The 13800-nt window shown below is 61.8% G+C and carries 11 protein-coding genes; 2 read left to right on the top strand and 9 right to left on the bottom strand.

Features of this window, described 5'->3' with window-relative positions; translation table 11 throughout:
- Positions 1-106: 106 nt before the first annotated feature.
- The 4 genes from BLS57_RS16075 to BLS57_RS16090 all read right to left on the bottom strand — a co-directional run bounded on the left by BLS57_RS16075 (position 107) and on the right by BLS57_RS16090 (position 4985).
- On the bottom strand, positions 107-1282 hold the full coding sequence (locus tag BLS57_RS16075) for a patatin-like phospholipase family protein (protein ID WP_093743716.1): 1176 nt from the start codon (positions 1280-1282) through the stop codon (positions 107-109).
- Entirely contained in the window at positions 1279-3564 is a 2286-nt protein-coding gene (locus BLS57_RS16080) for a ThiF family adenylyltransferase (protein ID WP_093743717.1), read from the bottom strand. Before BLS57_RS16080 ends, BLS57_RS16075 begins: the two co-directional genes overlap by 4 nt.
- Positions 3564-4694 (bottom strand): ComEC/Rec2 family competence protein, encoded by a 1131-nt coding sequence (locus tag BLS57_RS16085; protein WP_093743718.1) that lies wholly within the window; start codon positions 4692-4694, stop codon positions 3564-3566. The genes BLS57_RS16080 and BLS57_RS16085 overlap by 1 nt, the downstream gene beginning before the upstream one ends.
- Before the next feature lie 69 nt (positions 4695-4763).
- Positions 4764-4985: a DUF2188 domain-containing protein gene (locus BLS57_RS16090; RefSeq protein WP_093743719.1), complete on the bottom strand. Its 222-nt coding sequence runs from the start codon at positions 4983-4985 to the stop codon at positions 4764-4766.
- 161 nt (positions 4986-5146) lie between these two features.
- On the opposite strand from BLS57_RS16090, the gene BLS57_RS16095 reads away from it, so the two are divergent.
- Positions 5147-5464: a helix-turn-helix domain-containing protein gene (locus tag BLS57_RS16095; RefSeq protein WP_093743720.1), complete on the top strand. Its 318-nt coding sequence runs from the start codon at positions 5147-5149 to the stop codon at positions 5462-5464.
- The gene (locus BLS57_RS16100; protein WP_093743721.1) at positions 5465-6034 is read left to right on the top strand and encodes an ImmA/IrrE family metallo-endopeptidase; all 570 of its coding nucleotides are present in this window, start codon (positions 5465-5467) and stop codon (positions 6032-6034) included. It begins immediately after the preceding gene.
- 118 nt (positions 6035-6152) lie between these two features.
- Here the strand turns inward: BLS57_RS16100 and BLS57_RS16105 are convergent, their stop codons facing one another.
- The 5 genes from BLS57_RS16105 to BLS57_RS16125 all read right to left on the bottom strand — a co-directional run bounded on the left by BLS57_RS16105 (position 6153) and on the right by BLS57_RS16125 (position 13265).
- Complete coding sequence (locus BLS57_RS16105; RefSeq protein WP_093743722.1) at positions 6153-8153, bottom strand: type IV secretory system conjugative DNA transfer family protein; 2001 nt, start codon at positions 8151-8153, stop codon at positions 6153-6155.
- Positions 8154-8161: 8 nt separating this feature from the next.
- Positions 8162-10495, bottom strand: a complete 2334-nt coding sequence (locus tag BLS57_RS16110; RefSeq protein WP_093743723.1) for a relaxase/mobilization nuclease domain-containing protein — start codon at positions 10493-10495, stop codon at positions 8162-8164.
- On the bottom strand, positions 10482-11075 hold the full coding sequence (locus tag BLS57_RS16115; protein WP_093743724.1) for an HTH domain-containing protein: 594 nt from the start codon (positions 11073-11075) through the stop codon (positions 10482-10484). The genes BLS57_RS16110 and BLS57_RS16115 overlap by 14 nt, the downstream gene beginning before the upstream one ends.
- Positions 11076-11591: 516 nt before the next feature.
- The gene (locus tag BLS57_RS16120; protein WP_093743725.1) at positions 11592-11798 is read right to left on the bottom strand and encodes a hypothetical protein; all 207 of its coding nucleotides are present in this window, start codon (positions 11796-11798) and stop codon (positions 11592-11594) included.
- A gap of 537 nt (positions 11799-12335) precedes the next feature.
- Positions 12336-13265: a DUF2493 domain-containing protein gene (locus BLS57_RS16125; protein WP_093743726.1), complete on the bottom strand. Its 930-nt coding sequence runs from the start codon at positions 13263-13265 to the stop codon at positions 12336-12338.
- Positions 13266-13800: the final 535 nt, after the last annotated feature.

A 13800-nucleotide genomic window follows, 5' to 3' on the forward strand; every position in this document is an offset into this window, starting at 1 on the left:
AGCGCCATGGACCAGTTTTCGCAAGAGCGGTCATTCGCGACACCTCACGAATCAGGATGCCTCAAGCACATGCTTACGTCGGAAAACTCGCACTTGCTCACACATTTCACGACAGTTCTGGCATGTGCTCGGCAATCAACGCGTATGTCAACTGTTCACCACGCTTGCTGAGTTTCTCGATCCACTCCTCCGGCATTGTAGAGAAGTCAGTAGGATATCCATGTACGTCTTCTCGTGAAACGAGATCCGATGGCGGAAACGCGAGGCGGGAGTCATCCTGGCCGAGAAAAGGCATGGCAAACCCCTTAATCTGTCCTGACGACTTCAAATCGAATAGACGCTTCACGGCTGCGTTTTGAGCCCTGTCGAAGATGCTCGTGAACGTGCTTGTAAGGCGCGCCATGAAGAATTGGCTCGGTGGATCAAACCGAAGACCGTATCCCGCGCGGCAGCAGATGATTGTGTCCACATTAGAGACGTTTAGACTTATGGAGGAATCTCGATCCGGCCAAAGCGGCGCAAGGCCCAAGTTGTCATATGCCCCGCCGTCAGTCAGGGTAACGTGTTCCTCGCGCCGCGATCCGTCAGGCTTGTTGAAGGCGAGACGTTCATCAAGCGCTGGCAGAAACAACGGATATGCCGCAGAGGCCATGACTGCATGTGCAAGAGTCGTCTGTGAACCGGCAAGTTCTCCGAGACGCCAAGATCCCGACTTCTCCCGCGAGAAATAGAAAGCCGAACCCGTGCGCAAATCCGCGGCATTGATAATCAGAAGTGGGCGCGTCAAGGGCAATTGCCGCAACTTCTGACCATGAAAGACATCTTCGTCCAAGACCCTACGCAAGATCGTCGTCCTGCTCGCAAAACGCGGCATGGGTGCGCGCAACTTTTCTAGGCTCCAGCGCTTTCGCGCTGTCGTTGGCAGTAACAGAGCAAGGAGGCGCGGTCCGGTCGCGATCGCCAAGATGGCGACGTTGATCACTCCAAGAAGGGCAGCACAATAGACCGCTCGCAGGCCTTCGGTAGTTGTGAACACTTTACGCAAGGCGGGGCGAACCAAACCGCGGGCAAGTAATGATCGCACTTTGGTCTCGAAGACCGTGAAAGGTTCGTCATTGGCCGCGTAGAGTGCGCCAATGACGCTTCCCCCGGATACCGTCGAGATAACCCGAACTTCGTCAAGAATCCCCAAGTCATGCAAGGCGCGCAGACAGCCCAGATGAAACGCAATGGCACGGGATCCACCGCCTGAGAGCGAGAGGCCGATTGCGGGCTTACTCATTGACCCGATCCGTCAGCCAGCGGAGAAGGTTCTTTATTTCGGCGCATGAACACAACAGCGAGTTCAGCCTGCCCGGCAATCAACATCAGTCCGGGCAAGGTATCCATGTCAAATATGGTGGCGAGCCAATTGATCTGGGATAGGTCCGTAACACTCGGCATCACCCCCGCCAGTGGCGGGTGTGAATGCCACTCACCGACGTAGCGCAGCTGTCCCTGTGTCTCGGCCATAGATCGGTCGATCATCTGTTGGACACCGCCGGTGCCCCGGACGAACCCGGTCGGCGATCCGATGCTGTCAGCAGGTGCTTTGGCGGCATCGGCAAGGTGTATTTTCCGCGCAGGAATGTCGACGACACCCAGCAGAATACCTCCGGTCTCGTTCGGCAGGCAATCATCTCGCATCGCGGCGATGCGTGAGCGGAGTCCGCCATCGAGTGCGACCTGCCAGCCATCGACATCGAAGCGACGCACATCCTCCGCAGGATAGGAAACGTGCCGGACTTCGCCGCCCGCTCCGAGTGACCAGATGCGAATGACCCCATCATCAGAATCGGCGGCCCGTCCCAGACCTTCCGCAACCAAGCCACTTAGGGCCATGACGCGCGATTCAGGGATCAGGTTTGTGATGGCACGGCAGGCGCCAGTGTAGGCGAATGTCCGTACCGGGGTTTCCAAATGACCGGCGAGAGCTTCCTCGCGGACGATGTGCCCCAGATACTGCGCTTCCAGATCGCGCAACGTGACGCTGCGATCTTTCGGTTCGGCCAGTAGAACGGCGGCATCGCCCGCCGGGCTGAAAAAGATGCTGAACCGCCGAGCCTTGGAGTGATGGTCAGAGAGGAAGCGCTCAGCCAGCAAAGAAGCGGATGCATCCACGATGATATCGGCATCATCGAGCGCGCGATCAACATCGTCATTCCGCTGCCCTTCGACCCCGATCTGGGCGGTTATCGCCGTGGCCACAGTGTCTTCATCGTCAAGTATGCTCGCCAGCGCCCCGGCAAGCAATTCAGATTTGCGTCTCGTGACGTCGCCGCCGAAGCCGACATGACGAGCAAGGTTGTGTGGAAGCAGGACGTCATCGTCTATCACCGTCCAGCAAAAGCGCCCCTCTCGGGCAAGACAAGGAGCGACATGGGCACCGATCGCGCCCCCTCCGACGATCACAGCTTGGCGTTCATCCGGGATGGTGCGGCCCGCAAGCCGGGTCGCAAGGTCTCGGTCAAAGGTAGCGTGGACTTCGACCGGAAGCACGGCCATCGCGATGAGGGCAGCCTCATCCACAGCTCCCGCAGTCAATGCCGGAACGAAGCCGGCGGCACCCCCCTGATCCCTGCTTTCAACCTTGTGGGCAATTCCGAGCGCGACCGCGAGGTCACCAACCTTCTCAGCAGTGACAAAGGCCCGCATATCGGTGCCCTGTTGTGTTCCGTCTGGTGAGGCAATCGGCATCTCGACGATCACGGCCAGGCAGGAATTGATCCGCGCAGCATTGGTCTGCGCGTCGTTCAACCAACCAGCGAGGCGCGTGCGCAGGTCGGCGAACAGGTCGATCCCGCGCACCGTAAGCAAGTCGGCAAGGCTGCCAAGATTACCTGGCGCGAACGAAAGCCGCACCATCTGCGCCGGAAGCACTCGGTATGCTGCCACCGTCAACGGCAAAGCCAGTGTGCGCCCCTCCAGCTGGGAACGCGGGACCACGCGCATCAGCGTGCCCGTGTCGTCAGGGACAGCGACGAGATCCTGTGTGTTGGCGTTATCGATCAACGCACGGGACATAATGATGTTGTAGCCGGTCCCGAACATAAGCGGGTCGACCGGCTGCCGGGCGTCATGCAAAGCGCCCTCGGCAGCTCGCCGAAACCAGGCAAGGATACGGTGGACAAGCTCGGCCGGTGTCCATGTGAGGCGCGCTTCCGCCCAACTTCGGTTATCGATACAGATCGCGCGGGGTGATCCTTCGGCAGTGAGATTTTGGTGGGCAGTGTCGGGAAAATCACTCCGCAACACGTAGACGAATGGCATCGTATCGCCGCCAGCGAAGCGAACGCCAATTCGTTCTGTGCGCCGGATTGGCACGACGCTCTGCTGCGGTCTGCCGGTCCTGAAGGTGAGTTCTACAAGCTCACCGGCCCCTCCCCTGCGTAGTGCTAACACGGCAGCGAGCTCGGCGGCATGCCGGTCGACAAACCGCGCAAACGTTGACGCTGCCGAAGAGGTGAGGTCATCGACCTCGATCACTTCGTCGAAGGATGCGGTGAGCCAGGCTTCGACGTCCATTAACCAGCCCTGGGCGACGCCGCCGCGGCGGTTCCAGCAACCATCGGCGCGGCAAGCGCAAGGGCGAAACCAAATGCCGTGATCTTGTATGCGAAGGGCGTAGGGTCACTCTTCGACGGGTACTCCATCGTCACGATGAATTCGCCGTCGTGCGCCACAGTGATCCGACGGTGATAGTTTGCAGCCTGCCGGTGCGGGGGCTGGACGTCGTCGTCGGCCTTCGAACCTTTCACTGGGATCGGCCAGGACGGAGAGATGATGTCGCTGCCGGGTTGGCGCTGATCCTCGAACAGCCACTTGACGTTGGGGTCAGGGACAGTCTCGTTCGAGCCACGCTCTGGCCCCAACGACTTATAGGAGCAATGGTGCGGCAGCTTCATCAGATCCCAAGCGAGCCTGTCCTCATTGCCGTGCTTCCGGCTAACCTGGATGATCGCAGCCAGCGTCTCGTAATTGACGTCTGAGGCGAGAAGCAGCCTCGTCTTCCGGCCGCCCTCGACAAAGGTGGCCTGCATGACGATCGAATCTTCGTTGCGGTCGACGACAGTGTTTTCATCTTGTCGCCAGCCAAACGGGCAGTGCACAAAAAACTCTACCTTCTCTGGTCCAGTCAATGTGTACCCAGGCACGAGTTTGCCAGCATCCACAATCAAGTGCTTGCGGCTTTCAAAGTCGATCCCTTCCGCCTCCATCCAAGCCTTCAGCCGTTCGGGGCGAGAGAACACTCGAATACCCTTGCCCTGACGCAAACGGTACCGTGCCTCCGCACGGACCAACCGCGCATCATCCTTCAAGTTCTCTTCAAGGATTGCCGCTGCAGGTACCCAGAGCTCCCTGATCTTTACGCGACCCTTGCCTTGGTAGAGTGCAGCATGATCCAGCCAGAAGAAGTCACCGAACCCCTTACAGTGATCGGCGTCAGTGTGCGTGATGCAAACCGCATCGAAGTAGTCGCGGCCCGCTTTATCCAAGTCGCGGCGAAGTGTCGTCGGCAAGTCGCAACGCTGGTCATCCTCATCGCCGTCGCAACGCATTGCGGCGAAGTCGATCAGGATCTTGCGCCCATCGGCAAGGTCGAGGCGGGCGGTGTCGGCGTTGCCGAGCGGAAAGAAGTTCACCAGAGCCTGCATTTCACTGTCCTCATATTTTTGCCCGAGCAGATTGGGCAGTTTTTTTGACCTCCAGCCCCGTGCTGGAGTCTAGCCTTTCGGCGGATAGGGATCGTTCCCATAGGAATTGGCATCGCGGATCTGGCCATTGGGCCGATGGATGACGACCTCGCCTCGCTCTCGGATCGCCGTGGTGCGTGCGGCCGCGCTCGCCTCTGCCTGAGTCGCATGCGTGGATCCGACCCGGGTAGCGCCCTCACGGCGTGCAGCCCAACCATCCCCGTGGCGGACCACATGAATACGCTTTGACATCGAATTCTCCTTATTTTCCTGACTCGCCTCAATTCGAAACTGTTGACCCCGGCCCTTCGGCATGATTCAAGTGTTTCACAGACTGGTATAGGCCAGAAGCCTCGCCAAGTAAACAGTCGTCGCACCACTAATACCAGTCTACGAAACACTAAGGAGGGCACATGAATATCAACGAACTCGCCCCACTAGTCTTAAGGCGACGGGGAAACATGGGGGTTAGGGCTGCCGCGAAGGAGATCGGGATCAGTCCGACCACACTCACGAGGATCGAAAAAGGGCATGTGCCAGACGTGGGCACGCTCAACAAACTCAGCGAATGGTTGGGGGAGGAGCCTTCGAAGTTCACGGGCGTTGGAGACCTTCAAATCGCATTCAAGAACAGAAAAGCCGTCCCGCAAGCGACCGCCCTTGCTCTGGCTGAACTAATCACCCAGGCTTCGCGACAATTCGAACAAGACGTCGATGCTCGAGGACACTAAGTGGCATTCAGACGAGGGTTCAAATCTCAATGTGAGCGGCGATCGGTCGAGTTTCGAAAACAGTTTGGCCTGTCGGATCACGACGCGCTGTCTGCCGACCGATTGGCAGAAGAGCTTCGAGTAACTGTTTGGTCCACCGATGAAGTTGATGGGATATCAGAAAGCGCAAGGTCGGTTCTGAGCGACGAGACTGATCAATCGTGGTCCGCCCTCACGATGAGATTAGGCGCGGCCCATCTTGTCGTTCACAAACCGGTTTCATCTAAAGGTCGTCGCAACAATGTGGTGATGCACGAGCTGGCGCACATCATCTTGGGCCACGAACTCGCATCAGCCTGCATCCTAGAGGACGGCTCGCTTGTCCCGGGAAACTTCGATCAAGACCAGGAAGACGAAGCCGACTGGTTGGCCGGCGCCTTGCTGCTGCCCCGGCCCGCCCTTTTGTCTATTCGTCGCCGTCGGCTCTCAGACCGTGACGCTTGCAAAGAACATCTCGTCAGTCCGGACATGCTGAAGTGGCGGTTTCGGATGACGGGTGTAGACTACCAGCTTTTGCGCCGCCACACGTAGCATTCTTTGCTCCCACTCCAAACGAAGGTCAGCTTTCGTTCCGGATTGCCAATTCATTTTCGGTTTCCACGAAAGCCCGATTCCAGTCCTGCCCGACAGACAGACCAAGCTCGCCAACCTATCGAGCAACCAGATTTTCACCACCGTCCTCTCGCAGCATCGCTTCCATGTCGTCCAAGCCATCGACGGCGGAGCGCATCTGCGCCTCATTTACTACGCTCGCTGCCTCTGCATCGGCGACCTGGCTCCCAAAATCCATCTCCATCTGACGCTGTTCCTCGGCGATGACGGCTTGAACGACGGGCGAGGTTTTCTTTGGAACGCCGTCAGTTTGTCGTGACAGTTGCCCCCCAGACGCCTGAGCTGAGTTTTCCACGACGGCTTCAGGTCCACTTGGTCCGTTCGCAGGCGGCGTCATCGGCATGGCGCGCACGCTCAGCGGCAGCTTACCCTGCGACCCACCTCCCCCCGGCTTCGGAAACGGCAACTCTCCCGTCTGTGCCGCATGGATCGCCTTGAACAGCCGATCGTCAAAATATTGGATCCGCTTCGCGCGGACCGGCATCTGGGCATCGATGACCATGACGATCTCGTCGAGCGGTAGGCGGCGCGCCTCATCCTCGGGCAGGAGAGAGCTTTCTTCGGTCCGGGTGGACTGGCTGCGTCCTTCAAAGGGGTTCTTGCCGATGGACTGGGAGCGCGTGACGACGGTCTTCGTGGTCTTACCGACCGCCTTGCTCAGCTCTTCGACGGTCTTCTCATCCGAGGGCGTGAGATAGAGCTTCACGCCCGCATTGCCCTGCAGCGCGCGACGGGTGTTCTCGCCGTAGATTTCATCGAGGGCGGGGATGGTTTGGGTGACCACGGCTAGGTGACCACGATAGGTCCGCAGGGTCTCGATGCTCTCGACCACGATGGGCATCTTGCCCAAGCGATTGAACTCGTCGAGCATGATCATCACCGGCCAGGGCTCATCCGGCCCGGGATCCTTCTCCTGCATCGCCGACAGCAGATCAGAGAAGAAGAGCCGGATCAGCGGCGCGAGGGGTTTGACCATCAGAGGCTGGACCACGAGATAGACCGAGAAGGGCTTCTTGCGGATTGTCCGGAAATCAAAGTCCGAGACCGCTGTCGCCTCATCGATCGCCGGGTTCTGCCATTGATCCAGTCCCGAGGTCATCAGAAGCGAGACATAAGAAGTCAGCGTATCGTTGTTGGTCGAGGCCAACCGGGTGAAGATCAGCTTGGCGGCCCGGTTGTCCACCTCGTGGCCCCGCGCGAAGTATTCCTTCTGCTTGTTCCCGCCCGAGGCCGCGATGCGATAGATCTCGCCCAAGGTCGGGCGCTTGCGCTGGAAGGCCAACAGGCCTGCCGCCACGAAGAGATCGATCCCGCCTTTGAGCAGGCCCTGCACCCGGTCGTTGTCACTCTGCAGGAACAGCGTCGCCAGGAGCTGCAATTCCATCTGCTGGCGCGCGGGATCTTTCAGTTGATAGATGCGCAGGAGCGGGTTGTAGCGATGCGTGCGCTTGCCCTCCCAATCGGTGGGGGCAAAGCGATAGACCTTGTCACCTTGGGCGGCGCGATGCCGGGCCGTGGCCTCGAAACACTCGCCTTTCACATCGAGCGTCACGGCGGAGCCTTGCCAGGTCAGCAGGTTCGGAATGACGAAGCCCGTGGTCTTGCCGCGGCCCGTGGGCGCCACGATCAGCGCGTGGGGGAAAACCTTCGAGCAAATGTAATTGGCGCGGGAGCCCGGCGGCCCCAGCTTGCCGAGGATGAACCCGGTCCCGGGCGCCCCAAAGAAGCCATTGGCCTTCATCTCGCGCGCGGTCTGCCAATGGGTCTGGCCAAAGCGTGTCAGGGCGGACCCCGACAGGGCGAGGCTCAGCATCAGGCCGACGGCGGCGAAGCTGCCGATGATCAGGTGAATAAGTTGCGCGTCCTCCGGGCGGCGATCGAGGATCGCCAGATAGTTCTGCGCGATATAGGCGAAGTCGATCTCGGCCCCGAAGCCGAGATCCTGATAGGTCAGCACAGCCGAGGCGATGGTATAGCCCATGGCGGCGGTCACCAGCGTCACCAGCAAGACCCCTGTTGCGATCCGCGCTTTTCCCATGCAGGCGCTCAATGGACCTGACCCCGCTCGGTTTCGCCATCCACGTCTGTCGCGCGGTGTTTTTCGTATTCGGCATCGGCGAGATCATCGACCACCTGGCGCAAGGCCTCCGTGTTGGCCGTCGCTGCATCCGATTGCAGATAGACCTTGGCGACATAGAGCCGGTCGAGGCGGTCCTCGAGAATCTTTTCCAGCGCATCCGCATCGCCGGATGTGAGCCGGTCGAGTTGGCGAACGTCCAGCACCCGCGCAATCTCGTCGCGGAAGGCGTCCCGCTCCGCCTCGGTCTCGAAGGGCGCGGACAACTCCCCCGCCCGCTCATGGTCCAGGACACGCGCAATCTCGTCTGCAAGGCGGTCGGCACGGTCAGACTGCGAAGCAGTTTCACCGCGGGCTGCGAGGAGTGCGTCGCGCGTGCCAGACCCAAGCCCCTCGCGCAACTCGTTTTCGTGGCGGACCTGGTTGATGGCCTCCGTGTCGCGGATCTCGACGACGGCAGCATAGGTCGCGCCAAGCCCGCGGGCGAGGTGGGACGGCATGTCCGGATAGCGCTCCCTGAATTCATCCGTGACAGCATCTGCAACGGGCGTGCGGACGTCGCGTCCCTCCATGATCCGGTCGACCTCGCGGGTGATCTCGCTGGCGCGGGCCGCATCGGTAATGGTCTCCCTGTAAGGCTCAGACCGGTCGATCACATCGCCAGGGCGTGCAAGCAGCTCCGGGTGTGCCTCGAAATACGCGCGCTGCTCGGTCTCGATCCGGCGCTCTGCCCGCGAGACAACCTCCCAATCCCGGTCCTCTATCTGCTGCGCTGTCAGACCGTCTGCGCGCATCTCCTGACGGATTGTCCCTTCCATCGCCCGCACCGAGCCCTCGTGATAGTGGAACCGCTCGCTGACCGCTTCTGCTTCCATGACGCCATCCCGGCGCAGCACGTTCTCGCGCTCCAACAGCGTGCCAAGTTCCACATGCACGTCATTGAGAATGTCGCGGGCCTGTTCCAGATCGGCGCGGCGCTCGAGGTTCAGATCGCGCGCCTCAGCCACTTTGGAGAGATCATTGGCGATCCATTGATGCTCGAGCGCTGCATTTGAGGCGCCCGTCTCGATCCGGGCCACAACTTCCGATGTGCTGATCCCGGTACCCCGTAGTGCTACGTCAATGCGCGATCTCAGGTCGGGCTCGGCCAGACGCTCGCGCTGGCTGGCGTCGATATTGGCTTCGGAATAGATCCCGCCCTCCGAGGGGGTCTCTGACAGCGTGGATGATCGCAATCCGAGAGGCTGCATGTGCTGGACCTGCGTCTGGATTTCGATGAGACGTTTTTCCAGCACGGGACGTTCCGCGTCAGACTTCTCGGCGATCATGCCCTGCACCCGCGCGAGCTTTTCCGCATAGAGGCTTCTCAGATCCTCGAAGCTTTGATCCTCGGCCATATACACATCTCCTGTTCGGTCCATCTGTCCGCCATGCGCCAGCACCTCGCCCGCGCGGAAGAGTGCCGCGGCGATGTCTTCCCGGGCCTCCCGGGAGGCCTCTGCGGCAAGCGAATGGTAGACGGTTCTGGTGTTGGCGATCTCCGCCAGCGTCCGGGCCAGGTCCTGCCCCACACGTTCGCGCTCGCGGGGTGCGCGCCCCTCTTCTTTCGCCGCATAAACCTCGCCGGTGCGGGCCGGGTAATGTACAACCCCGCGATCCACCCGGCGCGTGGCCTCCAGGCGCACACCATACTTCTCGGCCTCCTCGACCATCGCGAGGCGGAAGTCGTCATAGTTGAAGCGGTGATTGCGGCCGAGGAAGAAGAACTCGCCTTCCTGCGAGCGGCGGTTCAGCACCAGATGCGCATGGGGGTGATCGCGGTCCTCATGCACCGCGATGATGTAGTCGAAATGCCCCGCGTCGGTCTGGAAGAACCGCTCGGCCACGTCCGTCGCGATGTCGCGCACATCCTCCCCGCGCGTGCCGATGGGGAAGGACATGAGCATGTGGGTGGTCTGCCCAAGCTTGGGCTTGAAGCCCGCGTCCCACCGCTTGGCAAAGCGCTCGGTCAGGTCCTTGATGTCACCCGCCTCGAGCTTCGCCTTGCCATCCAGGAACCCGCTACTGTCCACGATATGGGTGGACTTGGTCGTGAGGTAATCGAGCTGGTTTGCGAGCTGCGATTTGGTATGGGTGCCTCCGCCCCGGATCGCCTTGAAGACCGCTGGCCGGTGCCCGGCTGCCGCGCGCGTCAGCTGGGTCTGCTTGGCAACGTGCAGCCCTTGCATCGAGCCCCGGACGCGGCTCCAGCCATCCCGGAAGACCTCGCCCGTGACGGCATGGACGGCATCATTCAGCCGCATGGGCAAACTCCCTTAGCGCGGCCGTGGCCTGCAGCCGCATCGCGTCCCGACGGCGGCGCAAGAGCAGATCGATCTCGTCAGCAGAATCCAGGATGAACCGCGCCAGCCCGCGCATCTGCGCGAGGCGCAATTCGGTGAACTCGGCACTTGTGCCGCCCACGGCCCCCTGCCCCATCCGATTGGCCCGCGTCATCTGTTTGGCGATTTGCGCGACCTCATTGCCGACCTCGTGCAGCGAGGCGCGGTAGCGCGCCATCTCGGCCGCCATCTGCGCGTCCGGAACGAACACCCCGCCTGCTGCCTGGATCAGCCGCCGCAGCCCTTCGGCCCGGCTCTCGATTCCGGCGGCGGCCAGCACCTCGTCGAGCGCCGCAAGCTCCGCAGCCGTGACCTTCACACTGATCGCTGAGACCGGGATCGCGGCATCGGCTTGGCGCTCGGCATCGGCTTTCAAGACGTAGCGCACGGCGCGCGATGTAACCTCGAAACGCTCAGCCAGCTCGGACGTCGACACACCCTCCGAGGCCTCGCGGACGATCTGCATCTTCTCGATCTCTGTCAGGCGTTTTGTTCGGGACATGCGGAAGAAAGACCCCCTATTTCCTGCCACCTTCCACCAAGGCTGCCCCATCTTACGATAATATACCTATATGTCAATTATATACTTACGTTGCCTTCAGTCTCAGGCAGCCTTGGTGTCCGCTTCCCCCGCGCCCCGCAGGGGCGCGGGCCTGCCGCCCTCACCACCGGGCGACCCACCTGTCCTAGGGGTCCCGTCCACCAGCCCCGCCCGAGGGTCTGGCCGAACGCCAAGTGTTCGGACGGAAACGCGGGCGGGCGCAAACCCCACCGACAGGGCGGACAGGCAGGGTCAAGGAGGGCCAGATTTGGCTTGCCAAATCTCTGCCGCAAAAACCGGGAGGCCCTAGCCGATAGGTTTTTGTGGATGCCCCCCTTGAGGCTGACTGGCCGGTCTGTCGCGACCTGATCATTCCGGGAGAGGTGCGTCCGTTGAATGCGCAGCTACCGGCATCCCTGGAACAGGAATCGGGCCGCCCCAAGATCGTGCTCGGGCGGCCCATCCTCGTGAGAGGATTTAGTCCTGGGGATCTTTCGCGCTCGGTGGGAACATCACCAGCTCCGAGACCGCGACCGGGAAGTCGAGCTTGAGGCTGAAGAACTCCGAGCCGTCCCCGTTGCGGGTGTTGCGGAACATCGCGCCCACTCGCTGAAAACGGGTGCGCTCCTGGCCATTGGTATCGGTGAACTTGACGGGGACGGTGGCGACGTAGTGGTTGGTCATTTGGGTTACTCCTTGTTGCGATGGGGATCACCCGGCACGGGGCAAGTGGCCCGGTCGCAAGCGCAAATGCGGAGGGTCCGCGGCTACCCGTGGAAGCCGTATTTGTGCTTGCCGAAGCGTGAGCTGAGGGCACGGACGGGCCGACCCCGTGCGATCCACATCTATGAGCAAAAAGGAGTGATCCGGATGACCCCTGCCATCACGCCGCAGCCACCATCCGCGTCCGCGTCCCGCCGAGCCTGGCCGGGGTGCTGACGGAGCCCGCCCGCGTGGATGCGATGTTCCGAAACATCACCCGAGGAACGCGCAGGTCTTCAGCCTCAAGTGGGACGTCTCGACCCCTCGCGTCTTGCCCCGCTGACGATGTGCGTGAGGTGCGCACCATCCCGAGCCCATACCGATGCGGATGGGCCGCACTCTGACGGACTGGGTAGAGGGATAACGGGGCTGGCCGCCTCTAGCTGCCGATCACGCGTGACCGACCGCACGCGCCATGAGACATGACGAAAGGGCCGCGCCAAGCGCGACCCCCTCTCCTCAATCCTGCGCAGTCTTCTTCGCCGGGTCAGCAACCCGCATGACCGTCAGGCCTTTCGCTTCCGCCTTCTGCCCGAGGTTCAGCGCAACCCCATTGCCGCCGAAGAGCACAACCCCCGTCGCCGCGAACTTGTCGTCCAGCATCTCGTCGTTGCATTTGAACGGAGCTGCGCGTCCATGTGCGGACCAGCGCGGATCGAAGCGCGCCTGCGCGACCCCGCGTGCCCGGGCCCACCGGGCTGCAATCATCTCCGCCCCGTGCTTGCCACCCTTGTGGCAGAGGAAGATCTCCTGATTGCGGGTCTGCTTGATACGGTCCCGAACCTTGTCGAGCGTATTGAAGATCACATCGACATCGGTCCAGTCGGTGGCGCCCGAGACGATCAGGGGAACCCCCTCGACTTTCGACTTCTCGGCGGTTTCGCGGTCATGCTGCTCCAGGAGTTGCCGCGCCTCGAAGACCGCCCCGGTCTCCTGCGCCCGGACGCTCGCACGCGAGCCAGCCGCCGGAATGAAGGCGTGGCCCGTTTCGATCTCGTAGCATTCCGCCGCTGCCTCGCTCATCACCTCAATGGCGCTGACGATCTCGCGCAGCTGCAGAAAGCGCGCCTGCGCCTCTTCGAGCGCGGTCTCGGCGATCTCCGATCCGTCGTGGGATTTTGCCAGCGCGCCGATCTTGTCGGCGGTGCGGTCGACCTCCTTGCCAAGCGCCACCTTGCGGCGCTGCAGGATCGTCGCGAGCCCATGGGCCAGCGGTTCGATTTCGGCTTCAAGCCCGGTCCCGCGCAGCTGCCCGAGCAAAGCCTCGAAGCTCTCGCGGATGATGTGATCGGTCAGGACGTGATCCTCCGGGATCGGGAGCTGCGCGTCCTTTTCGGTCAGTCCGAAAAGTTCGATGGTCTCGTAGGTGTTCGCATTGTCGTAAGCCATGTCTGGTCTCCAGTATTCGGTTCCAAGGCCGCCACGTGAGTGTGGGGGCATGGCCGAATGCCTGGTTTCCGAATCTGCCCGGGTCAGGGACGGCGCAGCCGCCGGCTTGCCGGCCGCAAAAGTTTTCTGCGCGCTGCACCCGACACATGCGCGGCCTCACGCACAGGACTGCCCCCCGCCACTGGCGCCAACCTCGCCGAAAACTTTTGCGATCCTTGACGCGGGCTGATTTGGGGGCCATCCGGAGGATATGCTTCCGCACTCATGTGTGTGTGTTTCGACGGTAGGTTTGCCCGACCCGAGCAGGCAAACGGCCCGACCGGACGCGGGAGACGGATGGAGCGGCGGGATCGTTTTGGCCTCGGGCCAAAACAGACCAGAGCGCAATCCGGCGGAGCGGCCGGGGAGGAACGTGCTCGCGAGGCGGGCAAACCGGGACGCCAAGCGCAACGCCGCGGTGAGGCCGCATGGCCGAATGCGCGACGGACCGAAGGGCCGTTCTCCCCTGCGACACGCGAAGCCGAGCTGGGGAGGC

The organism is Sulfitobacter delicatus (assembly GCF_900102535.1).
Taxonomy (GTDB): Bacteria; Pseudomonadota; Alphaproteobacteria; order Rhodobacterales; family Rhodobacteraceae; genus Sulfitobacter; species Sulfitobacter delicatus.

Excerpts from the sequence above, each read along its gene's own strand:
- BLS57_RS16075 (WP_093743716.1), bottom strand. The coding sequence starts at position 1,282 with ATGAGTAAGCCCGCAATCGGCCTCTCGCTCTCAGGCGGTGGATCCCGT.
- BLS57_RS16080 (WP_093743717.1), bottom strand. The coding sequence starts at position 3,564 with ATGGACGTCGAAGCCTGGCTCACCGCATCCTTCGACGAAGTGATCGAG.
- BLS57_RS16085 (WP_093743718.1), bottom strand. The coding sequence starts at position 4,694 with ATGCAGGCTCTGGTGAACTTCTTTCCGCTCGGCAACGCCGACACCGCC.
- BLS57_RS16090 (WP_093743719.1), bottom strand. The coding sequence starts at position 4,985 with ATGTCAAAGCGTATTCATGTGGTCCGCCACGGGGATGGTTGGGCTGCA.
- BLS57_RS16095 (WP_093743720.1), top strand. The coding sequence starts at position 5,147 with ATGAATATCAACGAACTCGCCCCACTAGTCTTAAGGCGACGGGGAAAC.
- BLS57_RS16105 (WP_093743722.1), bottom strand. The coding sequence starts at position 8,153 with ATGGGAAAAGCGCGGATCGCAACAGGGGTCTTGCTGGTGACGCTGGTG.
- BLS57_RS16110 (WP_093743723.1), bottom strand. The coding sequence starts at position 10,495 with ATGCGGCTGAATGATGCCGTCCATGCCGTCACGGGCGAGGTCTTCCGG.
- BLS57_RS16115 (WP_093743724.1), bottom strand. The coding sequence starts at position 11,075 with ATGTCCCGAACAAAACGCCTGACAGAGATCGAGAAGATGCAGATCGTC.
- BLS57_RS16120 (WP_093743725.1), bottom strand. The coding sequence starts at position 11,798 with ATGACCAACCACTACGTCGCCACCGTCCCCGTCAAGTTCACCGATACC.
- BLS57_RS16125 (WP_093743726.1), bottom strand. The coding sequence starts at position 13,265 with ATGGCTTACGACAATGCGAACACCTACGAGACCATCGAACTTTTCGGA.